The sequence below is a fragment of the uncultured Devosia sp. genome (genome assembly GCF_964244875.1).
GTDB lineage: Bacteria > Pseudomonadota > Alphaproteobacteria > Rhizobiales > Devosiaceae > Devosia.
Genome location: NZ_CAXTKA010000003.1, coordinates 85377 through 109520 on the forward strand (window position 1 = coordinate 85377; position 24144 = coordinate 109520).

Here is a 24144-nt window from a genome sequence, read left to right on the forward strand (position 1 = left end):
CTACCAGACGATCGGGTGCGTCTGCCCGGTCGCGACATTGACAAAACCCTCCGGCGCCAGCGGCGATGGCGCCACCAGCACCCAGCGCCAGGGCGCGCAGGTCAGCGTGGCGAACGCCAGGCGCTCGGGAAAGCCGGGCCACCAGCGCGGCGAATAGGTCGGCTCGAACATCCAGTCGATCTTGGCGCCTTCGGCATAAAGCTGCTGCATCTCGGCATCGAGCGCGGCGGCCGGTCGACAACTCATGAGCCCGCCCACTTCATAGCGCACCGTCGACACCAGCCGCCCGTCGCGCACCAGCGCCCAGCCGCCCTGCATCTCGCGCAAGGCGTTGACCGCCTGCGCCATGGCCGCATCGGATGACCCGACGGTCCAGATATTGTGCTTGTCATGGCCGAGCGAGCACGCCAGCGCCGTATCGGGCGTCCGTGGTCCGGTACCGAGCCAGAACATCCTGGCGGTTTTGCCCTGCCCCGAGAACCGGTCGACGATGGCGAATTTGGTGACGTTGCGCGTCTCGTCGCGCTGCACCACGCCGTCACGCACCGGCAATTGCATGGTGATGAAATCGTCGGCCCAATGGAATGGCCGCAATACCGCCGCCTGCATCGTTTCGCGACCCGGATCGGCAGCGATGGCAAAGTCGTCCGCCGTTATCCGGCGCTCGATATGAATGGTCCGCATCGCCCAGTCCGGCCAGTCGATTTTCGGCACCGGCGGCAGAAAGCTCTTGCCGTGCGAAACCTGCCGACCATCGGCCCAGACCTCGGCGATGGACAATGTTTGCACATCGTTGAGCAACACCATATCGGCAAAACGGCCCGGCGCGATCGAGCCGACCCACGGCGTCAGCCGCATATGGCGGGCGGGATTGATGGTCACCAGCTGGATGGCAATTTCGGGCGCGAGACCAGCCTCGATCGCCAGCCGCACATTGTGGTCGGTCGCGCCGAGCGTGAGCGTATCCGAGCAGGACCGATCATCGGTGCAAAGCGCAAATTGCGACCACTCCTCTTGCCCGTCCGCCAGCAGCGCCGTCACGATGTCTTTGAGCGAATGCGGCCGGATCTCCATGAACAAGCCGCGCCGCAATTTGTCGCGCACCTCGTCCGGCGTCCAGGCCTCATGATCCGACGCCATGCCCGCTGCGGCAAAGGCGTTGATATCGTCGATCGCGCGCATGCCGGCGGCATGCCCCTCGATGACGCCGCGCTGCTCGAACGTTGCGCGAATCATCCCCCACAGCCGGTCGTATGACGGATTGTCGGGGTTCCACACCGCCGGCCAGTCCATCACCTCGTCGAGCCCGGCGACCATGAGCTGCTGCTTGAGGAAACCTTGTTGCTGGTCATAGCCGAAGTGGCCGCCACCCCATTCATAGGCGGTGGGCGGCACCGCCGAGCCGGGCAGCGGAAAGATCTTTATCGGCGACCCGGCAAGACGCGCCGTCAGCCAGAAATCGAGATTGTGCGGACCATCGACATTTGAAAACTCGTGGCTGGCCTCGCAGGTCCAGGTGTTGCCGTGCGGCATGACCAGCGCGGCTTCCCATTCGGGGGTCAGATGGCTGGATTCGATATGCTTGTGCACTTCGCCAAAACCCGGGACCGCCGCCAACGACAGCTCCTCGAATCGGTCGTCCACCGTGCCGGGATAGGCCCCCGCCGGCCCGACCCAGGCAATGCGGCGGCCGGCGATCACGATCTCCTGGTCCTCGTGCCAGCGCCGTCCATGCACATCCAGCAGTCTCCCGACCCGCAGGGCGCGATCAGCCCGGCGCTTGCCCAACGCCACCAGTGCCAGATGTTGGCGAATGGCGATCTCGCTCGCCGCTTCGATCAGCAGGTCATCAGGCATGGCATCACTCATGGCAGGCTTTCGGCCGGGTGGATCGGCACAGCGGTAGTTCGACGCACCGGTGCTGTCGAGCGGTTAGATGGACCCTAGCTCAATTATTGGGCTTGAATGGCAGCCGCCACAAAAATAGGCTGGGTTTAGGCATAGACATCAACCTGTTCCGCCTGGCGTTGACCGGGCTGCAAAGGAATTCAGAATGCAGAAAACTCTGGTCAATGGCCTGGCGCTCGTGCTGGCCGCGACTGCCTTGCTGGCGACGCCCGCCATAGCCCAAACCAAGACCCTGACCATTTCATGGTGGGGCTTCAATGGCGACAAGCTGGATGCGTTGCTGATCCAGCCGTTCAAGGCACAATGCGGTTGCGAAGTGATGTTTGAAACCGGAAATGCCGGCGAGCGCCTGAACAAGCTGCAGATACGCAATGGCGAGGGTGTCGACGTCATTTACCTGTCGGACAGCTTCAGCCAGACCGGCATCGAGGCTGGCCTGTTCCAGAAGATCGATCCAACGAAAATCCCGAACCTGGCTGGTCTTTACGATATCGCCAAGGACCCGCAGGGTGGCTATGGCCCGGCCTATACCCTCGGCCGGGTCGGCATTGTCTACGACAGCGCCAAGGTGACGACGCCGATCACCTCCTGGAACGATCTGTGGCGCGAAGACCTCGCCGCTTCGCTCTCCCTGCCCGGCATCACCACGACCGCCGGGCCGATGGTGGTGATCAAGGCCGGCGATCATGCCAACGTCGATGCCTATGCCGACACCGAGGGCGCCTTCGCGGCGCTCGAAACGCTCAAGCCCAACGTGGTCAAGAACTACAATACCGGCTCCGAGATGATCAATCTGTTCTCGACCGGCGAGATTACCACGGCCATCGCCCAGGATTTCACCCTGGCGCAGATCCAGGCCGCCGTGCCAACCGCCAAATGGGCAGACCTTTCCGAAGGCGCGATCGCCACGGTCAACACGGTCAATATTCCAGTCGGCGCGCAGGAGCCGGAACTGGCCTACCAGTTCATCAATTTCCTGCTCACCCCGGCCATCCAGCAGGTTCTGGCCGAGCAGGGCGTCGACGCCCCGGCAGTAGAGTCCGTCACGCTGACCCCCGAACAGGCTGCGATCTGGACCTATGGCGCCGACGTCATTGCCGGCCTGCAGCGCGTCGACTACGTCCAGATGAATGCCGCCAAAGCTGGCTGGATCGAAAAGTGGAACGAGTTGTTCGGGGGCTGAATGGCCAATAAGCATCGTTCCCTAAAAGCGCACCGGCCTCCCCTTCTCCCCTTGTGGGAGAAGGTGGTCCGCAGGACCGGATGAGGGGTTCGTGCAGCTTGCGCTGAGTGCGTGCGAGCCCCCTCACCCGCCCTTCGGGCACCCTCTCCCACAAGGGGAGAGGGGGACGCCACGCCTTGGACAAGTGACAGACCCGCCAGCACGCGCCGCTAAACGACAAAGGCCTCACCTATGAAACGCTTCGCCGGCTGGACCTTGAGCACTCCCGCGACCCTGCTCGTCGTCGTGTTCCTCGTCCTGCCCGTCCTCGCCACGATCGTCACCACCCTGTCGACGCCGGCCGGGCCGCTGGCGCCCTATCTGGGCTTTTTCAGCAGCGGCTTTCGCCGCACCGTATTGTGGCGGACCATCCAGGTGTCTCTGGCAACCACGGCCATTGCCGTAGTGATCGGGTTTCTGACCGCCTATGTCGTGTCGCGCTCGCCTGGATGGCTGAAATCCATCCTCATCATCGCTGCCGTCTTTCCGCTTCTGACCGGGGTCGTGGTGCGCTCCTTCGCCTGGCTGATCATCCTGGGCAAGAACGGCATCATCAATTCCGCCCTCCTCTCCACCGGCTTGATCGCTGAACCGCTGAGCATGCTCTACACCCAGGGCGCGGTCATCACGGCCATGGTGTACCTGTTCGTGCCGCTGATGGTGCTGACGCTGGTTGGCGTGCTCGAAGGCATTCCCGACGATCTGATCCAGGCGGCATCCTCGCTGGGGGCCAAGCCATCGAGCACTTTCACGCAGGTGATTCTGCCGCTGGCGGTTCCCGGCCTGATCGTGGGCGCGGTCCTCGTCTTCACCGGCAGCTTCACAGCCTATGCCACCCCGCAATTGCTCGGCGGCGAAGCGCAGATGGTCATGGGCACGCTGATGTATCAGCAAGCCATGGTCACCTTCGACTGGGTCAGCGCCTCCACCATCGCCGCGATCATGGTGGTCATCACCATCGCCATCGTCCTGGCGATGACGCGCATTGCCCGCCGCCTCAATCCGATGGCCGTCTGATGACCCGTTCCATTCATCCCGTATTGATCGGGCTGACCGTCCTGGTCTTCATCTTCCTTGTCGGCCCGCTGGTCATCGTGCTCGGCGCGGCGCTCAGTGACACCAGCTATTTGACCTTCCCGCCGCAGGGCCTGTCGATGCGCTGGTTCACCAACATCTTCCAGATCGAGGCCTTCCGCCGCACCATCGTGACCAGTCTTGAAATCGCGATTCTCTCTACCGGCATCGCTCTGCTGGTCGGCGTACCTGCCGCCTATGCCCTCAATCGCTATCGCATCCAGTTGCCGGGGTGGCTATCGACCCTGTTCGTCTTGCCGGTCCTGGTACCCGAACTGGTGCTGGGGTTTTCCCTGCTCAAGAATGTCGCGACGCAATTTCATGCGCCCATCTTCGTGTCGCTGACCTTGGGCCATGCCCTTCTGGTGCTGCCTTATGTTGTGAGGGTCATCAGTGCCGCGCTCGCTTCGTTCGATTTTTCCATCGAAGAGGCCGCCATCAGCCTGGGCTCGCGACGGCTCAAGACCTTCTTCACCATCGTGCTGCCCAATGTACGCTCCGGCGTGATCGCGGCGTTCATCCTGGCCTTCATCACGTCCATCAACGACGTATCGATTTCAATCTTCCTGACCGGGCCGGGCATGTCGACGCTGCCGATCCAGATCCTGGCCCATATGGAGCAGTTTTTCGACCCCACCGTCGCCTCGGTATCGGTGCTGCTGATGCTGTTGACCGTTGCCGTGATGGCGGTGGTCGAGCGGACGCTGGGCCTGACCTTTTTTGCCAAGTAGAGTGTGCCGGTGACCCAAGCTTTATCCATCCAGTTGATCACCGCCCATTACGGCACCACCAAGGTGCTGGAAGATTTGTCGCTCGACGTTGCCGAGGGCGAGCTGGTCTCTCTCCTCGGCGCCAGCGGCTGCGGCAAGACCACCACCTTGCGCCTCGTCGCCGGCTTTCTCGAACCCACCTCCGGCACTATCCAGCTTGACGGCAAGGACCTGACCCGCCTGCCCGCACACCAGCGCAATATCGGCCTGGTGTTCCAGAACTATGCTCTGTTTCCCCATCTGTCGGTCGCCGACAATGTCGGCTTCGGCCTCAAGCAGCGCGGGATTGCCGGTGAGGCCAAGGCAAAGCGCGTCACGGCCATGCTGGAGCGCGTCGGCCTCGCCCCGCTCGCCGACCGCCTGCCGGCAGCCTTGTCGGGCGGCCAGAAGCAACGCGTCGCCCTGGCGCGCGCCCTGGTCATCGAGCCGCCACTGCTGATGTTCGACGAGCCCTTGTCCAATCTCGACGCCAAGCTGCGGGTGGACATGCGCGTGGAAATCCGTCAGTTGCAGCGCGCCAACGGCACCACCTCGGTCTATGTGACGCACGACCAGGAAGAAGCCTTCTCGATTTCCGACCGGGTCGCCATCATGCATGCCGGCCGCATCATGCAACTCGATACGCCCGAAACCCTGTACCAGCGACCCGCCAACGCGTTCGTCGCCCGCTTCGTGGGGTTTGAAAACCTGATCGACATGCGCGTCGTGGCGCGCGACGGCGCTCGGATCACCGCCGAGGCCGGCGGCAGTGTACACTTGGAGCTGTCGCAGGACGACTTCGGCACCATCCCGGACAGCTTCATTCTAGCCTGCCGTGCCGACGGCCTTGCCGTCAGCGACGCAGCCAGCCAAACAGGAATACCGGCGACACTGGGCCTGCGCACTTATCTCGGCCGTGCCTACCAATATCAGTGCGAGACCCCTTCTGGTCCGCTCACCGCCAATGGCCCCTTGACCCGGCCGCTGGAAATTGGAGCCGGTGCTCGCCTCGTCCCGGTGCCGGAGCAGTGCACGATATTGGCGCCGGAGGCGGCGGTTTGATGGCTCGGTATCAAGTGAATCACCCCCTCCCTGCCTCCCCCATCAAAGGGGAGGTGTCTGCCGGTGGGTTGAATTGGACCGAGTCTCAATTGAATTCGATTCAGTCCCACGAGTGGAGAGACACCTCCCCCTTGATGGGGGAAGAGGGAGGGGGTGACTGCTCGATGCCAGCCGAAACTTACCCATGACCATCCTCCTCACCAATGCCTGGCTCCTCACTATCGACCCAGCCATGACCACCCACAATCCGGGCTGGCTGCAGATCGAGGGCACCACCATCACCGCCCTCGGCTCCGGCACCCCGCCGACAATCGAAAACGCCGAAATCATCGATTGCGGCGGCGACATCGTCATGCCCGGCATGGTCAACACCCATTGCCACATGGCCATGTCGCTGTTTCGTGGCCTGGCCGAAGATGTCGACGATCGCCTCTACCGCTACATCCTGCCGCTCGAACGCCAGTTCGTGACCGCCGAAATGGTCCGCGCCGGCTCGGCGCTCTCGGCCCTCGAGATGATCCAGGGCGGCGTGACCTGCGTCGCCGACATGTACTACCACGAGACCGAAGTGGGCCGGGTCGCCGCCGGGGCCGGACTGCGCGCCGTGGTCGGGCAGACCCTGGCCGATTTCAACGCCCCCGACCACCAGACCTTCGATGAGGGCTTCGCGCTGGCCGAGCAACTGGCCGACGAGTTCGCCGGCCATAGCCTCGTGACCGCGTCGATCGCGCCCCACGCGCCCTACTCCACCGGTCTGCAAATGATGAGCCGGATCGCGCGCTGGTCTGATGATCATCCCGGCGTGATCGTGCAGATCCACCTCGCCGAGAGCGATGTGGAAGTGCACTGGGCCCGCGATACCCATGGTCAATCCAGCGTCGAGGTGGTGCACCGGTCCGGACTCCTGAAGCCGGACCTGATCGGCGCGCATTGCCTGCATCTGAGCGATAGCGACATCGCGCTGATGGCCGCGGCCCAGGTTGGCGTATCGACCAATCCCCGCTCCAACGGCAAGGCCGGTCGTGGCATTGCCCGTGTCGAAGCGCTCCGCCAGGCGGGCATTCCGGTCGGCATCGGCACTGACGGGCCGATGAGCGGCAATACGCTGGACCTGTTCGCCCAATTGGCACCCCTGTCGATGTTCGCCAAGCTGCGCGGCAAATCCCGCGCGCCGCTGGCAGCGGCCACCGTGGTCCGCATGGCAACCATCGAGGGCGCTAAAGTGCTCGGCCTGGCGCAATCCATCGGCTCGCTGGAGGTCGGCAAGCAGGCCGACCTGATCCGGGTCAGCCTTGCCGCGCCCCGGCTGCACCCGATCTACGATCCTTATTCTGCCCTGGTCTTCGCGGCCCTGCCGAGCGATGTCACCGATACCATGGTGGCCGGCGCCTGGCTGATGCGCGACCGGCAGATGCAAACGATCGATCCGCAAAAAGCCCTGCGTGACGCCTTGCAGATCGCGGCGCAGTTCAACGCCGAAATCATCCGCATCGACGGGACAGCCCCATGACCGACCTGACAGACGTCCTCGATTTTGTCGATGCCAATCTCGAGCGCAGCCTGGAACGGCTGTTCGAACTGATCCGCATTCCCTCGATCTCCACCGAAGCGCAGTACGGGGCTGATTGCCGCCGCGCCGCCCAATGGCTGGCTGATGAACTGGGCGCGCTTGATTTTGCGTCCTTCGTCCGCGACACGGCAGGCCATCCCATGGTGGTGGCGCACGGTCCGCAGGCCTCCGGCCCGCATGTGCTGTTCTACGGCCACTACGACGTGCAGCCGGTCGATCCACTGTCGCTCTGGACCACGCCACCCTTCGAGCCATCGCTGGCCCCGCAACCCGACGGCGAAACTTTCATCCTGGGTCGCGGCGCTTCGGACGACAAGGGCCAGTTGCTGACCTTCATCGAGGCCTGCCGCGCCTTCAAGGCCGTTACCGGATCGCTGCCGATCCGCATCTCGATGCTCTTCGAGGGCGAAGAAGAGGCCGGCAGCCCCTCGCTCAGCCCGTTCCTTGAGGCCAATGCCGATGATCTGCGGGCCGACGTGATCCTGGTTTGCGACACCGACATGTGGGACCGCCATACGCCCGCGATCACCACCATGTGGCGCGGTTTCGTGTCCGAGGAATTCACCATCACCGCCGCCAATCGCGACCTGCATTCGGGCATGTTCGGCAGCGCCGCGCGCAATGCAGTCCAACTCATGGGCACCGTCATCGGCAAGCTGCGCTACGATGACGGCAGCGTCGCCATTCCCGGCTTCTACGATAACGTGTCCGAACTGCCGGCATCCATCAAGGCGCAATGGGACGCCTTGCCCTTCGATGCCGAAAGGTTTCTCGCCGATGTGGGATTGTTTGTTCCAGCGGGTGAGAGTGGCCGCTCGGTGCTCGAACAAATCTGGGCGCGACCCACCTGCGAGATCAACGGCGTCTGGGGCGGCTATACCGGTGATGGCTTCAAGACCGTGATCCCCGCCGAGGCCCACGCCAAGCTGTCGTTCCGCCTGGTCGCCGGGCAGGACCCCGACCACATCCGCACCAGCTTTCGTGCCTTCGTGCAGAGCCTGTTGCCCGCCGATTGCACGGCAACGTTCCGCGCCTATGCGAGCGCCCCGGCCCAAACGATGCCCCTCGATGGCGCCTTGCTGGGCAAGGCCCGCGCCGCATTGACCGAGGAGTGGGGCGTCGAAGCGGCGCTCGCCGGCACCGGCGGCTCCATCCCCATCCTGGGCGAGTTCAAGAAGCGCCTCGGCATGGACTCACTGCTGGTCGGCTTCGCTCACTTCGACAACCGCGTCCACAGCCCCAACGAAAAATACGACCTGTCCAGCTTCCACAAAGGCATCCGCTCGTGGGTGCGTATCTTGGCGGCGTTTGCCGAATGACGCTGCCTCATCACCAAGTCAACCCCACCCACGATGTCACCCCGGCGCAGGCCGGGGCCCATCCCGAGATCGCCGTCTTTGGCCACATCTCAGGATGGGTAACTGCCTGCGCCGGTATGACACCGCGTGAAAACAACAACCGGAGACAACTCTGATGGCCCTCACCCGTTTTTCCGTCGCCCCGCTCTGGCAGCAGACCCGGCTGCTGGCCGATGTCGCATCGGGCCGTGCCCCGGCCGATCTCGTCATTACCGGCGCCCGCGTGCTCTCGACCTATTCTGAGCGCACCAGCAGCGACAAGGAACTCTGGCTCGCCGGCGGTCGCATTGCGGCCATCCACCCAGCCGGGACTTACAAGAAGGCTCCGGCCCCCAAGGCGATCTACGACGCTCAGGGCGGCATCATCGCGCCGGGCCTGGTCGATCCGCATATCCACATCGAAAGCTCGATGGTCACCGCTTGCGCCTATGCCGAGGCGGCACTGCTCAATGGCACGACGACGATCTTTTGCGACAGCCATGAGATCGGCAATGTCATGGATGTCGCCGGTGTCGAGGCCATGCTCGAAGACGCGCGCCTGGCGCCCCTGTCGATCTTCCTCACCGTCCCGTCCACCGTTCCAGCCACCTCGCCCGAGCTCGAAACTGCCGGCGGCGACCTGACCCCCGACAAGATCGGCGCGCTGTTCGACGCCTGGCCCGAAGCCGTGGCGCTCGGCGAGAAAATGGATTTCGTGCCCGTCGCCATGGCCGATCCCCGCTCCCATGCCATCATCGCCGAAGCGCTGAAGCGCGGCCGCCCCGTCTCGGGGCACATCTATGGCCGCGAGTTCGTCGCCCCCTATGCCGCCTCGGGCGTCACCGACACCCATGAGGCCATCGACATCGAGATCTCCGGCGATTTCGTCGATGCCGGCATCTGGGTGTTCCTGCGCGGCGGCAATCCGGCGACGCCGTGGAATTCCATTGTCGAGGCCATCAAGCCGATCACCGAACTGGGCGCCAGCCACAAGCGCTTCTGTGTCTGCACCGATGATCGCGATGCCGACGACTTGCTGAATTTTGGTCTCGACTGGGTGGTACGCGAAGCCATCCGCCTCGGCATGACGCCAGAGCAGGCCTGGTCGATGGGCTCGCTGCATGGCGCCACGCGGTTCGGCGTCGGCGACGAGATCGGCGGTCTCGGCGGCGGTCGCCGCGCCGACCTGGTCCTGCTCGATGATGCCATGCTCCCGCAAAGCACCTGGTATGGCGGCGCGCTGGTGATCGACCGCCGCCAGGTCACCCCTATCCTCGAGGACACGCTCAACCAGCGCTACCGCTACCCGGAAGCAGCCTACAACACCGTCCACACACCAGAGAACCTCAAGCTGACCCCCGACCTGCCGACCGCGCCGGTTGTCGCCAACGCCATCGGCATCGAACTGCCCGGCATCGTGCTGCCGCATCGTAAAGTCGCGCTCGAGCCTGCCAACGACTGGTCGAGCCTCCTTGAAAAACACTCGCTGAGCTTCGTCACCATCATCGAGCGCCACGGCAAGTCCCAAGGCGGCGTCGCGCATGGCCTGCTGCAGGATTTCGGCATCCGGAACGGCGCGGTCGGCTCCAGCGTCGGCCACGACAGCCACAACATCATCCTGGCAGGCACCAACCAAGCCGACATGGCGCTGGCCCTCGAAACCATCCAGCAGGCCAAGGGCGGCATCGTCGTGGTGCAGGACGGCCGGGTCACTGCGTTTGTCGGCCTGCCGATCGCGGGCCTCCTGTCGGACAAGCGGGTCCATGACGTGGCGACCGAAAACGTCGCGCTCAAGCGCGCCTGGGAAGCGGCCGGCTGCACCATTCCCTATATGGGCTTCAACCTGATCCCGCTGTCGGTTATCCCCGAACTGCGCATCACCGACATGGGACTGGTCAAGGTGCCCGAAATGACCCTGCTGCCGCTCTATGACCAGCCGTAGCGTCATCATCGATACCGATCCCGGGCTGGACGATGCGGTCGCGATCCTGTTCGCGCTCAATAGCGGCCACTTCGACGTAATCGGGCTGACCACGGTCGCCGGCAATCTGGGCATCGATGTCACCACGCGCAATGCCGGCCGCCTCCTGGCGCTGCTCGGCCGCCCCGACATTCCCGTCATTTCCGGTGCTGCCGACCCGCTGGCCCGCCCCAGCATCGACGAAGCCGCCATCCATGGTAATGACGGTCTAGGCGGCGTGGCCTTACCCGAACCCCTGGCCATTCCGCATGGTTACGCACCGTTCTGGATGGCCGACCAGTTGCGCACCGCCCGTGCCCGAAGCGTGGATGTCCTGGCCCTCGGCCCGCTCACCAACATTGCCCTCCTGCTGCGCGATCACGCCGACGCCGCCCGCCGCATCGGCCGCCTGATCGTCATGGGCGGCGTCGTGACCGACAAAGGCAATGTCGGCCCCCGCTCCGAATTCAATTTCGCCGCCGATCCCGAGGCGGCCGATGCCGTGCTGCGCGCCGACCTCGATGTCACCCTCATCCCGCTCGACGTCACCCGCAAGGTCCGCGCCGGCCTCGATTATGTGCAATCCCTCCGCGGCACCATCGCCGGCACCGCCGCTGCCGACCTGATCTCCGCCTATTTCCAGGACGGCCGCGAAAGCCGCCCCCTGCACGACCCCTGCGTCATGCTGCTGGCCCTCGCGCCGGAGCTGTTCGAGGTCGAAACGCGGCATGTATCGGTCGATCTGCGCGACGATCCAGGCGCCTTGTTGGAAGGCCCTCTACCGGTCAAGATTGCCATGGGCATCGATGTGGCCGCCGCGCTGAAGCTACTCGCCAATGGCCTGGCTTGACGCCATCCCCCTCATCCGGCGCTACGCGCCACCTTCTCCCACGAGGGGAGAAGGGGCCGACTGATAATTTTCGGCTCCATCCCCTTCGCCCCTTGTGGGAGAAGGTGCCCGAAGGGCGGATGAGGGGGCCTACCGCAGCTCCTGCTCCACCAGCGTCGTCCAGAACCGCGCCCCCGTGACGATCGCGTCGTCGTTGAAGTCATACCGCGAATTATGATGCAACGCGCCGTCCACCGCCGGGCCATTTCCTAGCCACACATAGGCACCCGGCACCGCCGCACCTAAAAACGCGAAATCGTCGCCAGCCGTCGATGGCGGGAAATCGGTGATGACCGCCTGCCCCGTTGCAGCCTGTGCCGCCGCGAGCGCCCGCCGCGCGGCATCGGCGTCATTAACCACGGGCGGGATGCGCCGCAAAAATTCATAGTCCGCCGCAATGCCGAACGTCTGCGCCACGCCCTGCGCCAATAGCCCGATCTCGGCCTCGAGCTGGTTGCGCACGCTGGCCGTATAAGCCCGTGCCGTGCCCCCGATGCGCGCCGTATCGGGAATGACGTTGAGCGCGCGGAAATCGCCGCCGGTCATGGCACAGGCGCTGACCACCGCGGGCTGCAGCGGATCGATCCGCCGCGCCACGATGGTGTGGATCATGCCCAGGAAGTGGCCGGCGGCGGTCATGGCGTCGCGGCCCAGATGCGGCTTGGCGCCGTGGGTACCGATGCCTCGGAACGTGACCTCCCAGCTATCGGAGGATGCCAGTTGCGGTCCGGCGACGACTGCCATCTGGTCGGTCGCGAGCCCCGGCATGTTGTGCAGCCCGTAAACGGCATCGACGGGAAACAGCTCGAGCAATCCGTCCTCGATCATCGCCCTGGCGCCGCCGCGTCCCTCCTCGGCGGGCTGGAAGATGAAATGCACAATGCCCGAAAACGCCCGCGTCCGCGCCAGATGCCGTGCGGCCGCCAGCAGCATGACCGTGTGCCCGTCATGGCCGCAGGCATGCATGGTGTTGGGCGTGGCCGATGCATAGGGCAGGTCCGACAGTTCGGGCATGGCCAGGGCGTCCATGTCCGCCCGCAGCGCAATGGCACGGGTGCCCTGCCCCACGCGCAAGCTGCCCACCACGCCGGTTCGGCCCAGCCCGCGATGCACCGCGATCCCTGCCGCTTCGAGCTGCGCCGCGACGATCGCGCTGGTGCGCACTTCCTCAAAGCCCAGCTCGGGATGGGCATGCAGGTCGCGGCGCAGGGCGATCATGGCCTCGATCTCGAAAGGGTCGTTGTCCGGGACGGTCATGGCTTGCTAAGCTCTTGGAAACACAGTGGCCCCAACATCCCTCATTCGGTCGCCGCCAGCAAGGAACCTTCCCATTTCCACGCTTGAACCACATCACTTCTGGCAGGCCATCGACCCCCCGGGCACCCATCAGGCGGCGCCGTCCGAGGGGTTCGTGGACAGCTATCCCGCAGCCTTCGGCGATGGCCGCCAACTCCTCCTGCCGCTGCGCGTCCTGCCCGGCGATGGCAAGACGGCCGTCGCCTCGCTCATCGTCAACCAGGCCAGCTTCGCGGTCGAGGACGCGCTGGCCTCCGCGATGAGCGCCCTTGCCGCGCCACTGGCGCCGGACGTGGTCATCGGCGTGCCGACCTTGGGCCTGCCGCTGGCCAACTCGGTCGCACGCCGCCTGGGCCATGCGCGCATGGTCGCTTTGGGAACATCGCGAAAATTCTGGTACCAGGACGCGCTTTCCGCGCCCATGTCCTCGATCACCAGCCCGACCCACCAGAAGACCATCTTCCTCGATCCACGCAGCCTGCCGCTCCTCCTCGGCAAGCGCGTGCTGGTGGTGGATGACGTCGTCAGTTCGGGCGCCTCGATGGTGGCGGTGCTCCGCTTGCTCGCGCTGGCGGGCATCGAGCCGGTCGGCATCGTGTTCGCCATGTTGCAGGGCACAAACTGGCAAGCGCCGCTCGAGGCCCATCGCGACACGATTATGGCGCCGCTCGCCTCGCCCCGCTTCAGCCGCACCGATACCGGCCATTGGCTGCCGATCCAGAACGTCAGCCCAGCTCCAGGCTGGTGATGCCGAAAACACGCGTCATGTCGATGGCGGGCGCCGCGCCGCGATACATGCGGGCCGTGGCGAAGCCGGGTGCGAAGCCTGACGCGCCCAGCGTTGCGAGGAACGCCGATCGCGACCGCGGCACGTCGATCTGCACCATTCCCGTGGCAAAGTGCATCGCACCTGCAAGCAGCACCTTGGCGTCGGCGTCGTCGGCGGCAAAGAGCGGGCCGATCTTGTGCCCCTCCACGCAGGGCCGAATGACCACGCAGCCCGCCACCGCGCCGTCGCGCATCAGCGCCAGGCCGCGATTGGGCGGCTCCAGCCAATGCCCAACAAAGCGGCCCCGCTCTGCCGGAAAGCATTGCCGGTCGAGCGCCTGCAAGACGCGCGCCGATTGCACCGGGACCAGATCGCCGGCCATCGCACCGGCAGGGGCAAGCGCCGTCATCCGCATGGTCTGATAGGCAATCGCAAAGCCCATGCGCGCATAATTGGCCTGCTGCTCGGGCACGCCATCGAGGCCGATAGTGCGCTGGCCCAGATGCGCTATCCCCGCGTCCCACACGGCCCGGCCATGCCCCTGCCCCCGATAAGCCGGATGACAGATGTAGAGCCCGATGAAGCCAAACTTCGCGTCATAGGCGACTGCCGCGATAGCCGCGACCATTTGGCCGCCGACAAAGGCCCCGATCAATCCGTCCGGGTCGACACTGGCGAACGCAGTCGCGTCGGTGCGGCCGGGGTTCCAGCCTTCGTCGCATGCCCAGCCCAGCAGCGTGCCGATTTCCGGCAAGACCAGCCTGCGGATGGTGCGCGTCATGCCGGCGCGAACTCGGCAAGTGCTCCGGCATACGCCTTGGGTACCGGAGTGGCATAGGCGCCGCGCTTGCTCGTGGTCAGGCCCAGCGATACCAGCGCTTCGGCCTGCTTGACGGCGGCGCCGACCCCGTCGATCACCGGCATGGCGAATTCGCGCTGCAGCGTCTGCGCCAGATCCGCCATCCCGGCACAACCCAGCACGATCGCCTCGGCCTTGTCCTCGGCGATGGCCAAGGCGATTTCGCTGCGCAGGCGATCGCGAGCGCCCGAATTGGCATCCTCCAGCGACAGCACGGGAATGTCGGCGGCGCGGATGCGGGCCCGGCCCGCCATGCCGTAGCGCCATGCCAGTTCCTCGATCGGCACGCGCGAGCGCTCCATAGTGGTCACCACGGTGAAGCGCTTGGCGATGAAGCTCGCGGTGGACAGGGCCGCCTCGCAGATGCCGAGGATCGGAATTGTGGCCATGGCCCGCGCCGCATCGAGCCCGGTATCGTCGAAGCAGGCGATCACCGCCGCATCGGCCCCGGCCCGCTCCGCCTTGCTGATTTCCAGCAGCAAGCCGGGCAGCGCGAAAGCCTCGTCGTAATAACCCTCGATGGAGGCCGGCCCCATGCCTGATGTGGCGGCGACGATCTCGGTGCCCGCCCCTGCAATCGCCTGCGCGGCCTTGGCGATCATCGCGGTCATGCTGGCTGTGGTGTTGGGATTGACGACGAGAATACGCATGGCGGTCAGATGATCCGGGCCCGGCGCCGGCCGATCAGGATGATGGACAGCAGCGTGATGAGTATGACGGCAAACGAGAACAGTGTCGTCACCGTGCCCAGCGCGTAGAGCACCGGGGTCGTGACATTGGTGGTCATGCCGTAGATTTCGAGCGGCAGGGTGTTGGAACTGCCCGAGGTCAGCAGCGTGCGCGCAAATTCGTCATAGGACAGGCTGAAGCCGAACAACCCCACCCCGATCAGGCTGGGCGCGATCATCGGCAAGACGACGTAGCGAAAGGTCTGCCAAGCGCTGGCGCCGAGGTCGCGCGCCGCTTCCTCATAGGCTGGCGAAAAGCGGTTGAACACGGCGAACATGATCAGCACGCCGAACGGCAGCGTCCAGGTCAGGTGTGCGCCGAAGGCGGAGCTGAACCAGGCCGGGCGGATGCCGATCTGCTGGTAGAGCACGCCGATGCCCAAGCTGACGATGATCGAGGGCACGACGAGACTGGCGATGGTCAGGTAGAACAGCGGCGTGCCACCAAGGAACTTGCGCCGGAACGCCAGGCCCGCCAGCAGCGCCACGACGACCGTCGAGACCATCACCAACAGCCCAAGCATGAACGAACGCCCGAAACTGGCGCCGAAATCGCCGACCGCCTGCTTTTCGAACAGGTTCGTGAACCAGTGCAACGAAACCCCGTTCAGCGGGAAGGTCAGCCCGCCCCGGGGCCCCTGGAACGACAGGATGAACACCGCCGACAGCGGACCATAAAGGAACAGCACGAAGAGCGTGAAGAACCCGGCGAGGACATAAAAACCGGCGCTGCGTTTCTCGCGGTTCATCTCAAAGCTCCTTGCGGATATCGACGATACGCAGAATGCCCGCGACCATCAGCAGCACCAGCGCCAGCAGCACGATGGCGTTGGCCGCTGCCGCCGGATATTGCAGCAGCGACATCTGGTTCTTCATCATCAGCGCCACCGAGGCGCTCTGGCCGCCGCTCATCACCTGCACGGTGGAAAAATCGGCCATGACCAGCGTCACGACGAAAATCGTGCCGATGGCGATGCCGGGCTTGGCCAGCGGCAGGATGACATTCCAGATGATCTGCCAGCCGCTGGCGCCGCCGTCGCGCGCCGCCTCCACCAGCGATTTGTCGATCCGCATCATGGTGTTGAAGATCGGAGTGACCATGAACAGGGTGTAAAGATGCACCATGGCCAGGATCACGGCAAAATCGGAATACAGCAGCCACTCGATCGGCTCGGCAATGATGCCGGCCGAAACCAGGCTCGAATTGATCAGCCCATTGCGCCCGAGCACCGGAATCCAGGAGATCATGCGGATGATGTTGGAGGTCAGGAACGGCACGGTGCAGACCAGGAACAGCACCATCTGCATTGCCGCCGTCCGCACATGGAAGGCCAGGAAATAGGCGACCCAGAAGCCCAGCACGCTGGTGATAGCCCACACGATGGCAGCGAATTTGAGCGTGTTCAGATACGTCTTCCAGGTCACCCACGAGCCGAGCGTTTCGGCATAATTCATGGTCAGGAAATCGGGATACATGCCGGCGAAGTCGTAGTCCCAGAACGACACGACCAGCAGCAGCAGGATCGGGATCAATAGGAAGAAGCCGAGGATCAGCAGCAGCGGGGCTGCCTGCAGATAGGGCGTCGCGCGGGCGAGCAGGGTGTTCATAGGTTTTTCTCATGTCTCCAGCAGCACCGCTCACCGCGCCCCTCTCCCCTTGCGGGAGAGGGTGCAATTCTGCGTTCAGCAGAATTGCGGGTGAGGGGTTCTCTCCGCGTGCTCAGTGCCCGTGTAAACACCCCCTCATCCGCCCTTCGGACACCTTCTCCCTCAAGGGGAGAAGGTGATCATCCGACAATCAAAGTCAGGATTCATCAAGCCGCGATGAACTCGTTCCAGCGCTTGACCATGTAGCGGTCCTCGTCCATCACCGAGTTCCAGCAGGCGACCTTGCCCATGCGCTCCTCGAAAGAGCCGCCGTCGCGCACCGCGCCGGCCTTTTCCATGACCTTGCCCTCGGGCGACATGATGTCGCCCATGGCGGGCTTGCCTTCGATCCAGTAGCCCCACTCGTCGTCCGTCATGAACTTTTTGGCGGTGTCCATTGCGGCCGAGTAGTAGCCCTGGCGGTTGAGGTAGCCGCCGACCCAGCCCGACGTGTACCAGTTGATGTACTCGTAGGCCGCATCGAGTTGCGCTCCTTCGAGATGGGCGGCGAGGCCGAGGCCGCCGCCCCACGAGCGATAGCCTTCCTGCAGCGGCTGGTACTTGCAGGCGATGCCCTTCGAGCGGACGGCGGCGACGGCCGGGGACCACATCGACTGGATGATCACCTCGCCCGAAGCCATCAGGTTGACGCTCTCGTCGAACGACTTCCAGAAGGCGCGGAACTGGCCGTCCTGCTTGGCCTTGATCAGGAAGTCGATCGTCTTGTCGATCTCCTCCCTGGTCATGTTGCCCTTGTCGGCATATTTGATGTTGCCCATCGATTCCATGATCATGGCGGCGTCCATGATGCCGATCGACGGGATGTTGAGGATGGCCGCCTTGCCCTTGAAGGCCGGATCCATGATGTCGGCCCATTTGGTGATGTCGCGGCCGACGAGATCGGGACGGATGCCGAGCGTGTCGGCGTTGTAGATGGTCGGCACCATGGTGAAGAGGCCGGTTTCGCTCTTGGCGAAGGTCTTGTCGCCGGCGGCCTCGACGTAGCCGACCGTGTGCGGCGCGGTGCCCTGCGCGATCACGCTGTCGGGCGTGAGCTTGCCGGTTTTGAACAGCGGCACGATCTGGTCGTAATATTTCAGCTTCTTGATATCCATCGGCTGGATCACCCCGGTCGGATAAACCTTCTTGAGGATCCAGTATTCGATGTCGGCGATGTCGTAGGAATCGGGCTGGGTGACGGCGCGCTGGGCGGCCGCGTCCGAATCCGTCGCGGTCATCTCGAGCGTGATGCCGAGGTCTTCCTTGCACTTGTCGGCGATGGCGTTGATGTTGGAGACGCCGGTGCCGAACTGGCGCAGCGTGATCGGGTTCTGCGCCCAGATGGTCGGGAAGCCGGTGATCGCGCCCGAACCCACGGCAAGGCCCGCCGCGGCAGCGCCGCCCTTGAGCAGATTGCGGCGCGAGATGCCGCTGGTCTTGGTCTTTTCAGTCATTGCTAACCCCTGTTGCTGGTTGAAAGTGGCGTTATCGATCGAGTTGGCCGAGCACGATGGCGTCCTCGGCGTCCCAATGCAGCGGCACCGCGTCGCCGACCGACACGGGCGTTTTGAAAAAGCTTTTGTCGTCGACAATGGCGGTGAAATCCTCGATCCCGACACCGTCGATGGAGAGCTTCACCGAGGCACCGCGATATTCCACATTGGTCACGAGCCCGGTAAAGCCGAGGCCCTTGGCCGGACTTTCGCCCAGCCGCACATGGTCGGTCCGAATGCCGATATCCACCACTGCGCCGGCCGCGCGCGGCTCGCCCGAGGCCGACAAGCTGCCGCCGCCGACAATTTCGAAGGTCACCAGGCCAACGGCCGCGCCGGTCGCCTTGCCCGAAACGACATTGTGATCGCCCATGAAGCGCGCCACGAAGGCGGTCGCGGGGCGTTCAAAGACCTCACGTGGCGTTGCCGCCTGCTCGATCCGCCCGGCATTCATGACGACGATCAAATCGGCCAGCGCCATCGCCTCTTCCTGGCTGTGGGTCACGTGCACGAAGGTGATGCCGAGGCTCTTCTGCAGCTTCTTGAGCTCGGCCCGCATGCGGATCTTGAGAAACGGGTCGAGCGCCGACAGCGGCTCGTCCAACAGCAATGCTTCCGGATCGGTGATCAGCGCGCGAGCCAACGCCACGCGCTGTTGCTGGCCACCCGAAAGCTGCGCCGGCCGGCGCGTGGCATAGGCGTCCATCTGCATCAGCTTGAGCATGTCGAGCGCGCGGGCGCGCCGCTGCTCGGCAGGGACGCCAGCCATCTTGAGGCTGAAAGCAACATTGTCGACCAGGTCGAGATGGGGAAACAGCGCATAGGACTGGAACATCATGGAGGTGTCGCGCTGCGCCGGCGGCAAATTGGTCACCACGGATTGCCCCAGGCGGATATCGCCGATGGATACGCTTTCGTGCCCGGCAATCATGCGCAGGGTCGACGTCTTGCCGCAGCCGGATGGTCCAAGCAGGCAGCAATAACTGCCGGCCGGGATCTTGAGGCTGATGGCATCGACCGCCGTGGTGGCACCATAAATCTTGGAGACCGAGGCAAGATCGATTTCGGCGGCTTTCGACATCCGGCATTGCCCTCTTTTTGCCAAGGGATATGCAGGCGCCGTGCCAAGCCCGCCGCCATACGTTAACCTTTTGTTTTCATTTGTGAGTTTCATCCATCGTCATTGCACGATTGATATGCAAGGCCCAAATCTGCTCACAAAACAGGCTGATGTTTGCAATGGAAGCCAAAATCGTATGCAATCTTTCTTCGCTCTGTATCCAGTCTGGGCGTTCCCTCCGTGCAAATTCACGCTATGAAAGGGTATGGCTAGCGAACTGATGAAAGTTGCCGAACTCGATCTCTCGCCATCCGGCGCTTCCGAGGATCGTGCCATGTTGATCCGCGACCAGTTGCGCGACGCCATCGTCGATCGCCGGCTGGCGCCCGGCACCAAGCTCAGCGAAGCCGAAGTGGGTACGCTGTTCGAGGTCAGCCGTACGGTAGCGCGCTCGGCCTTGCAGATGCTCTCGTTCGAGGGGCTGGTGCGCACCGAACGCAATCGCGGTGCCTTTGTCGCCAATCCCACGCCCGGTGAAGCGCGGCAGGTCTTCGACTCGCGCCGGCTGATCGAGCCGGGCATCGCCAAAGCCGCGGCCGAGCGCATCACCTCTGCGGATATTGCGGCATTCCGCCTGCGGCTTTCGGACGAAACGCGGCTGATCACCGAGCGGGGTCCCAGCGCCCGCCGGGCCGAAATCCACGCATCGGGCGATTTTCACCTGCTGCTGGCGGGGGTTGCAGGCAATGCCATCCTGCTTCGCTTCATGGAAGAGCTGGTGGCGCGCTCATCGCTGGTGATCGCGCTTTATGGCCGGTCCGGCGCTTCGAGCTGCGGCCACAGCGATCACGGTCACATTCTTTTGGCGCTGGAACAGCGCGATGGCGATCTGGCCAGCCGATTGCTGCTGGCCCATATCGACCATATTGAATCGGACCTGGATTTACGGGTCACCACTGGCCTGCCCTTGCGCGAGGCGCTGGCCCGTTAAAGTCGGGCTGCCTTGCCGCGGCCCTGTCCTGATAGCCACCAGCGAGAGCCGAACAGCGACCGGCAATCGCGTCGGCGCAAGCCGCCATCGCTATCGTAGCCGAACACCAGGCCACGCCGGGCAAACACATGCGCTACCCAAAAGGTGAACGCCACTCCCAGCCCCCAGCCCATGACCGTATCGCTGCTCCAATGGGCGCCGACCAGTTGCCGCGACACGCAGATCAGCACGCCCGCCGGCATTATGATCGGGCGAAGCCGGGGAAATACCAAGGCAAGCGAAACCGCCATGGCACCCGCCGTCGCCGAATGTCCGGATGGAAAGGCGGAAAAATCCGAATCCATGGAAAATGGCCGAAACTGCAAATATCCCTCGGCGCCCAGAGCCTCCGGTCGCGCGCGCCCGATGGCATATTTCAGCAGCAGCGCTGTGGTTCCACCCCCGGCAACGGACAGGAAGACGAATGCGGCTGCGGCGGTTACGGCATTTATCCCCACGACGGCCCTGCGGCGAAGGCGCGCCACGGGAACGAATATGCTGACAATCAGGATAACGCCGGACAACACCAGAACCTGCACGCCCTCGCCAAGATCGGTAATGGTGCGAGACAGCCCGAGCAAATGCGATGGAAAGGACTGCATCCACAGGCCAAGCCAATAGTCTGCCCCTGCCATCAAAAAGGTGGCCAGCACTAAAAAGGCAGCGAGGATAACCTCCGGGCGCTCCAGCGGCGCGCTGCCGCCTTGGCGAGACGCCGGACAGGCAAACAGGCGCCGGACACCCGCGCGCAATCGCCCGGCACAGGCCGACGACTTGGCCGCGCCACCGACCTGGAGCATCGAACCGATCAACTGCTTGCTGTCGTTCATCGCCGCGCTGCGTCCTGGATTGCCGTTCAAGCTGCTTGGATTGCGCTGATAATGCGCCATGACGACATTGTCATGGCAGCCGCCTTCGGCTTCACCACAGATTGCGCTTGGATAGACCCGTCCCGCAAGGGCCGAATATTGGTAGCGTTGAACGACTGTACCAGGTGCTGAAGCCGGCGCCAACTACGCCGTGCGGGCGGTCCAGACCAGGATCTGGCTCATGACATCCTGCAGCGCCAGATCGAGCGCATTGATCGCCGCGCCGGTCGGATCGACCGCGGCTGGCCGGGTGGCGGTAAAGCTGTCGCTGGCAAAGATGGCGCCGCGCCGTTCGTCGACCAGCTTGGCGTTGATGGTTACGGTCGCCAGATTGCCGGCGCCCACATCGACCTCGAAGGCCCGCAGTTCGGTGGCGAGGGTAACATCGACGGAGAGCTGGTCGTCCGGTCGCCCGATATTGGGGAAATTGCTGGCCTCGAAAGTCTGCAACAACCGGGTCTGCACCAGCCGCGGCAGGGTGTCCGACCATTGCGCGTCGGGCAGATAGCTCAGCACATTGCCCGCTTCGCGCACGACGACGCGCTGCGAATCATAGGTCTGCACCGCCTTGGGCAGGGTGATCACGACCACGCGCGAGGATCGGCGGCGCAACCCGGCCTGGGCGACGCTGCCGAGATCGAAGGTCAGCGGCGCGCGCGCGCCAAAGCATCCCGCAAGGCCGAGCGTCAGGACGGACGCACCGCCAAGCATGAAGAAGCGACGTGTGGTGTTCATAAGGCAGCTCTACTGCTTGTTGTAGTCACGGACAGTTTCACCGCCAAAGATCAGACCCTGCGGGTTATTCTCGAGATTGCGTACCACACGGTCAAGCCGTTGTAACGTAGAGCGTGCATCCACCGCCAGGGCCGAATATTCCGACAGCCCGCCGGAGGTGAAGTCGCTCAATCCCACCGCGATTCTGGCGGTGCTGGCATTGAGCTGGTCGGCCAACTGCCGAACCGATGTTGCGGCTGCGCCGATTTCGGCGAACAGCCCCTGCCCGTCGGCGCCGGATACCGAGCCATCGACCTGCTCGAGAATGGCGTTGATCCGATCCACCGAAGCGATCAGGTTTTCCGACACCGTGCTGACATTGGCGACGATGGTGTCGACATTGCCGGCATTGCTGCCCAGCGAGGCGGAAAAGTCGTCGATATTGCCGATGACGCGCCCCACCGCTTCCGGATCGATCTGGGCGGTGACCTTGTCGATCACCGCCACGCTGTCGGTCAGCCCGGCGATCAGGGCATTGAGGTTTTCCGATAGGCCCGAAGTGCCGGCAAAGAACGCATCGATCTGGCCCGAATTGCGCGACAGCGTATCGGTGAGCGTGGCGACGTTGGTCAGCGTGCGCGACACCTCCTCGGGCGGCACCGCCGCCACCAGGCCACGCAGGTCGGTGGAGAGCGCGTTGATGTCGGTGGAAAAAGTATCGACATTGGCCAGTACGCGGGCGATCAGCTTGGGATCGACCTCAGCAGTGACCTGGTTGATCACCGCGACACTGCCGCTGAGGCCATCGGTCAGCGTGTTCAGATTGTCGGCGGCGGCCGAGGCGTCGGCCAACAATTCGTCGACCTTGCCGGAATTGCGCGACAGCGTATCGGTGAAACTGGCGACATTGGTCATGGTTCGCGCCAGGTCCTCAGCCGGAACGGCCGCCACGAGGCCCTGCAGATCGGTGGTCAAGGAATTGAGGCGCGTCGAGAACGTATCGACATTGGTCAGCACCCGACCCACCACTTCCGGATCGATCTGTGCCGCCACCCGGTCGATAACCTCAACACTGGCGCTCAAGCCGTCGGTCAAGCCGGTCAAGTTATCCGCCAGTTTGGACGTGGTCGCAAAGAGTTTGTCGATCTCGCCGGAATTGCGGGCAAGGCTCTGCGTGAACGTCGAAACGTCCGTGACCGCCTGGGCCACCGTATCGGGGGGAACCGCATCGATCAGCCCGCGCAGATCGCTCGACAGGGTGGTGATTTCCTCTGCCAGCGGTGCGATCGCTTCGCCTGCTTCCGATACCGTCGCGAGAAAACTTTCGACGCCCTCGGAATTGGCCGCCAGCGCATTGGTGAAGGTTTCGACATTCGCCATGGCAGTATTGAGCCGGGTGTCATTGGTGTCCAGGATGGAGTTGATGCGGTCCACGGCGGTGGCCGCGCCATTGACGGTGGTGGACAGCCCATCCAGGATGGACTGGAAGTTGGACGCCTCGGCATAGAGGACCGGCACGGCGCTGTCGGGTGCGGCGACCGGCTCGCCGGCCTGCTCGGTCCCGCCCGAAAACTGCAGCGAACCGACCCCCGTCAGGCCCTGAAAGCCCATCAGCACCCGGCTGTCGGCCTTGACCGGCGCGGTGGCGTCCACCTCGACACGCGCCACTACGCGATTGGTATCATTGGGGTCAAGCGCGACGGTATTGACCTGCCCCACCTTGATGCCGTTGAACAGCACGTCCGTGCCCCGCCCGATCCCCGATACCGGCCCGGTAAACACCACGTCATAGGCTTTGGTCGAGGTATTGCTCGCCGGCCCGGCAAACCAGTAGACGAAGGCGAATAGCGCCACCAGGACCGCCGTCCCCAATGCGCCCACGATCGCGTAATTGGCATTGTTTTCCAT

21 protein-coding genes are annotated in these 24144 nt (G+C 64.1%); 10 read left to right on the forward strand and 11 right to left on the reverse strand.

Features of this window, described 5'->3' with window-relative positions; genetic code table 11:
• A complete protein-coding gene (locus ACFE8X_RS05125; protein WP_375450376.1) occupies nt 1–1857 on the reverse strand; it encodes an adenine deaminase in 1857 nt (618 codons plus the stop codon).
• Nucleotides 1858–2053: 196 nt separating this feature from the next.
• Here ACFE8X_RS05125 and ACFE8X_RS05130 point away from each other — a divergent pair, with 196 nt between their 5' ends.
• From ACFE8X_RS05130 to ACFE8X_RS05165, 8 genes are all read left to right on the forward strand, one after another.
• Nucleotides 2054–3091: a PotD/PotF family extracellular solute-binding protein gene (locus ACFE8X_RS05130; protein WP_375450377.1), complete on the forward strand. Its 1038-nt coding sequence runs from the start codon at nt 2054–2056 to the stop codon at nt 3089–3091.
• 231 nt (nt 3092–3322) lie between these two features.
• Entirely contained in the window at nt 3323–4147 is an 825-nt protein-coding gene (locus ACFE8X_RS05135; RefSeq protein ID WP_375450378.1) for an ABC transporter permease, read from the forward strand.
• Entirely contained in the window at nt 4144–4935 is a 792-nt protein-coding gene (locus tag ACFE8X_RS05140) for an ABC transporter permease (protein WP_375450579.1), read from the forward strand. Before ACFE8X_RS05135 ends, ACFE8X_RS05140 begins: the two co-directional genes overlap by 4 nt.
• A gap of 9 nt (nt 4936–4944) precedes the next feature.
• Nucleotides 4945–6015, forward strand: a complete 1071-nt coding sequence (locus tag ACFE8X_RS05145; protein ID WP_375450379.1) for an ABC transporter ATP-binding protein — start codon at nt 4945–4947, stop codon at nt 6013–6015.
• Nucleotides 6016–6199: 184 nt separating this feature from the next.
• On the forward strand, nt 6200–7525 hold the full coding sequence (locus tag ACFE8X_RS05150) for an amidohydrolase family protein (RefSeq protein ID WP_375450380.1): 1326 nt from the start codon (nt 6200–6202) through the stop codon (nt 7523–7525).
• Nucleotides 7522–8904: a M20/M25/M40 family metallo-hydrolase gene (locus ACFE8X_RS05155; protein WP_375450381.1), complete on the forward strand. Its 1383-nt coding sequence runs from the start codon at nt 7522–7524 to the stop codon at nt 8902–8904. The genes ACFE8X_RS05150 and ACFE8X_RS05155 overlap by 4 nt, the downstream gene beginning before the upstream one ends.
• A gap of 151 nt (nt 8905–9055) precedes the next feature.
• On the forward strand, nt 9056–10864 hold the full coding sequence (locus ACFE8X_RS05160; RefSeq protein ID WP_375450580.1) for an adenine deaminase C-terminal domain-containing protein: 1809 nt from the start codon (nt 9056–9058) through the stop codon (nt 10862–10864).
• Nucleotides 10851–11732: a nucleoside hydrolase gene (locus ACFE8X_RS05165; RefSeq protein ID WP_375450382.1), complete on the forward strand. Its 882-nt coding sequence runs from the start codon at nt 10851–10853 to the stop codon at nt 11730–11732. Before ACFE8X_RS05160 ends, ACFE8X_RS05165 begins: the two co-directional genes overlap by 14 nt.
• 129 nt (nt 11733–11861) lie before the next feature.
• Here the strand turns inward: ACFE8X_RS05165 and ACFE8X_RS05170 are convergent, their stop codons facing one another.
• Nucleotides 11862–13028: a M20 aminoacylase family protein gene (locus tag ACFE8X_RS05170; protein ID WP_375450383.1), complete on the reverse strand. Its 1167-nt coding sequence runs from the start codon at nt 13026–13028 to the stop codon at nt 11862–11864.
• A gap of 73 nt (nt 13029–13101) precedes the next feature.
• On the opposite strand from ACFE8X_RS05170, the gene ACFE8X_RS05175 reads away from it, so the two are divergent.
• Nucleotides 13102–13815: a phosphoribosyltransferase gene (locus tag ACFE8X_RS05175; RefSeq protein WP_375450581.1), complete on the forward strand. Its 714-nt coding sequence runs from the start codon at nt 13102–13104 to the stop codon at nt 13813–13815.
• Here the strand turns inward: ACFE8X_RS05175 and ACFE8X_RS05180 are convergent.
• From ACFE8X_RS05180 to ACFE8X_RS05205, 6 genes are all read right to left on the reverse strand, one after another.
• Complete coding sequence (locus ACFE8X_RS05180) at nt 13793–14617, reverse strand: GNAT family N-acetyltransferase (protein WP_375450384.1); 825 nt, start codon at nt 14615–14617, stop codon at nt 13793–13795. The two genes, ACFE8X_RS05175 and ACFE8X_RS05180, sit on opposite strands and share 23 nt — an antisense overlap.
• Complete coding sequence (locus tag ACFE8X_RS05185; protein WP_375450385.1) at nt 14614–15345, reverse strand: aspartate/glutamate racemase family protein; 732 nt, start codon at nt 15343–15345, stop codon at nt 14614–14616. Before ACFE8X_RS05185 ends, ACFE8X_RS05180 begins: the two co-directional genes overlap by 4 nt.
• 5 nt (nt 15346–15350) lie before the next feature.
• Nucleotides 15351–16172: an ABC transporter permease gene (locus ACFE8X_RS05190; protein WP_375450386.1), complete on the reverse strand. Its 822-nt coding sequence runs from the start codon at nt 16170–16172 to the stop codon at nt 15351–15353.
• A gap of 1 nt (nt 16173) precedes the next feature.
• Nucleotides 16174–17031 (reverse strand): ABC transporter permease, encoded by an 858-nt coding sequence (locus tag ACFE8X_RS05195; RefSeq protein WP_375450387.1) that lies wholly within the window; start codon nt 17029–17031, stop codon nt 16174–16176.
• Nucleotides 17032–17237: 206 nt separating this feature from the next.
• Nucleotides 17238–18524 (reverse strand): PotD/PotF family extracellular solute-binding protein, encoded by a 1287-nt coding sequence (locus tag ACFE8X_RS05200; RefSeq protein ID WP_375450388.1) that lies wholly within the window; start codon nt 18522–18524, stop codon nt 17238–17240.
• Nucleotides 18525–18555: 31 nt separating this feature from the next.
• Nucleotides 18556–19644: an ABC transporter ATP-binding protein gene (locus ACFE8X_RS05205; protein ID WP_375450389.1), complete on the reverse strand. Its 1089-nt coding sequence runs from the start codon at nt 19642–19644 to the stop codon at nt 18556–18558.
• A gap of 244 nt (nt 19645–19888) precedes the next feature.
• Between ACFE8X_RS05205 and ACFE8X_RS05210 the strand changes: the two genes are divergently transcribed.
• Nucleotides 19889–20614 (forward strand): GntR family transcriptional regulator, encoded by a 726-nt coding sequence (locus ACFE8X_RS05210; protein ID WP_375450390.1) that lies wholly within the window; start codon nt 19889–19891, stop codon nt 20612–20614.
• On the opposite strand, the gene ACFE8X_RS05215 is transcribed toward ACFE8X_RS05210, so the two are convergent.
• The 3 genes from ACFE8X_RS05215 to ACFE8X_RS05225 all read right to left on the reverse strand — a co-directional run bounded on the left by ACFE8X_RS05215 (nt 20611) and on the right by ACFE8X_RS05225 (nt 24144).
• A complete protein-coding gene (locus ACFE8X_RS05215) occupies nt 20611–21483 on the reverse strand; it encodes a phosphatase PAP2 family protein (RefSeq protein WP_375450391.1) in 873 nt (290 codons plus the stop codon). The two genes, ACFE8X_RS05210 and ACFE8X_RS05215, sit on opposite strands and share 4 nt — an antisense overlap.
• Nucleotides 21484–21666: 183 nt before the next feature.
• Entirely contained in the window at nt 21667–22257 is a 591-nt protein-coding gene (locus ACFE8X_RS05220; RefSeq protein ID WP_375450392.1) for an ABC-type transport auxiliary lipoprotein family protein, read from the reverse strand.
• A gap of 9 nt (nt 22258–22266) precedes the next feature.
• Nucleotides 22267–24144: an MlaD family protein gene (locus tag ACFE8X_RS05225; protein WP_375450393.1), complete on the reverse strand. Its 1878-nt coding sequence runs from the start codon at nt 24142–24144 to the stop codon at nt 22267–22269.

Bases quoted from the DNA above. Each gene is read 5' to 3' on its own strand.
- ACFE8X_RS05205 (WP_375450389.1), bottom strand. From the start codon at position 19,644: ATGTCGAAAGCCGCCGAAATCGATCTTGCCTCGGTCTCCAAGATTTAT.
- ACFE8X_RS05220 (WP_375450392.1), bottom strand. From the start codon at position 22,257: ATGAACACCACACGTCGCTTCTTCATGCTTGGCGGTGCGTCCGTCCTG.
- ACFE8X_RS05180 (WP_375450384.1), bottom strand. From the start codon at position 14,617: ATGACGCGCACCATCCGCAGGCTGGTCTTGCCGGAAATCGGCACGCTG.
- ACFE8X_RS05165 (WP_375450382.1), top strand. From the start codon at position 10,851: ATGACCAGCCGTAGCGTCATCATCGATACCGATCCCGGGCTGGACGAT.
- ACFE8X_RS05210 (WP_375450390.1), top strand. From the start codon at position 19,889: ATGGCTAGCGAACTGATGAAAGTTGCCGAACTCGATCTCTCGCCATCC.
- ACFE8X_RS05190 (WP_375450386.1), bottom strand. From the start codon at position 16,172: ATGAACCGCGAGAAACGCAGCGCCGGTTTTTATGTCCTCGCCGGGTTC.
- ACFE8X_RS05215 (WP_375450391.1), bottom strand. From the start codon at position 21,483: ATGAACGACAGCAAGCAGTTGATCGGTTCGATGCTCCAGGTCGGTGGC.
- ACFE8X_RS05155 (WP_375450381.1), top strand. From the start codon at position 7,522: ATGACCGACCTGACAGACGTCCTCGATTTTGTCGATGCCAATCTCGAG.
- ACFE8X_RS05185 (WP_375450385.1), bottom strand. From the start codon at position 15,345: ATGCGTATTCTCGTCGTCAATCCCAACACCACAGCCAGCATGACCGCG.
- ACFE8X_RS05170 (WP_375450383.1), bottom strand. From the start codon at position 13,028: ATGACCGTCCCGGACAACGACCCTTTCGAGATCGAGGCCATGATCGCC.
- ACFE8X_RS05135 (WP_375450378.1), top strand. From the start codon at position 3,323: ATGAAACGCTTCGCCGGCTGGACCTTGAGCACTCCCGCGACCCTGCTC.
- ACFE8X_RS05195 (WP_375450387.1), bottom strand. From the start codon at position 17,031: ATGAACACCCTGCTCGCCCGCGCGACGCCCTATCTGCAGGCAGCCCCG.
- ACFE8X_RS05150 (WP_375450380.1), top strand. From the start codon at position 6,200: ATGACCATCCTCCTCACCAATGCCTGGCTCCTCACTATCGACCCAGCC.
- ACFE8X_RS05225 (WP_375450393.1), bottom strand. From the start codon at position 24,144: ATGGAAAACAATGCCAATTACGCGATCGTGGGCGCATTGGGGACGGCG.
- ACFE8X_RS05125 (WP_375450376.1), bottom strand. From the start codon at position 1,857: ATGCCTGATGACCTGCTGATCGAAGCGGCGAGCGAGATCGCCATTCGC.
- ACFE8X_RS05200 (WP_375450388.1), bottom strand. From the start codon at position 18,524: ATGACTGAAAAGACCAAGACCAGCGGCATCTCGCGCCGCAATCTGCTC.
- ACFE8X_RS05130 (WP_375450377.1), top strand. From the start codon at position 2,054: ATGCAGAAAACTCTGGTCAATGGCCTGGCGCTCGTGCTGGCCGCGACT.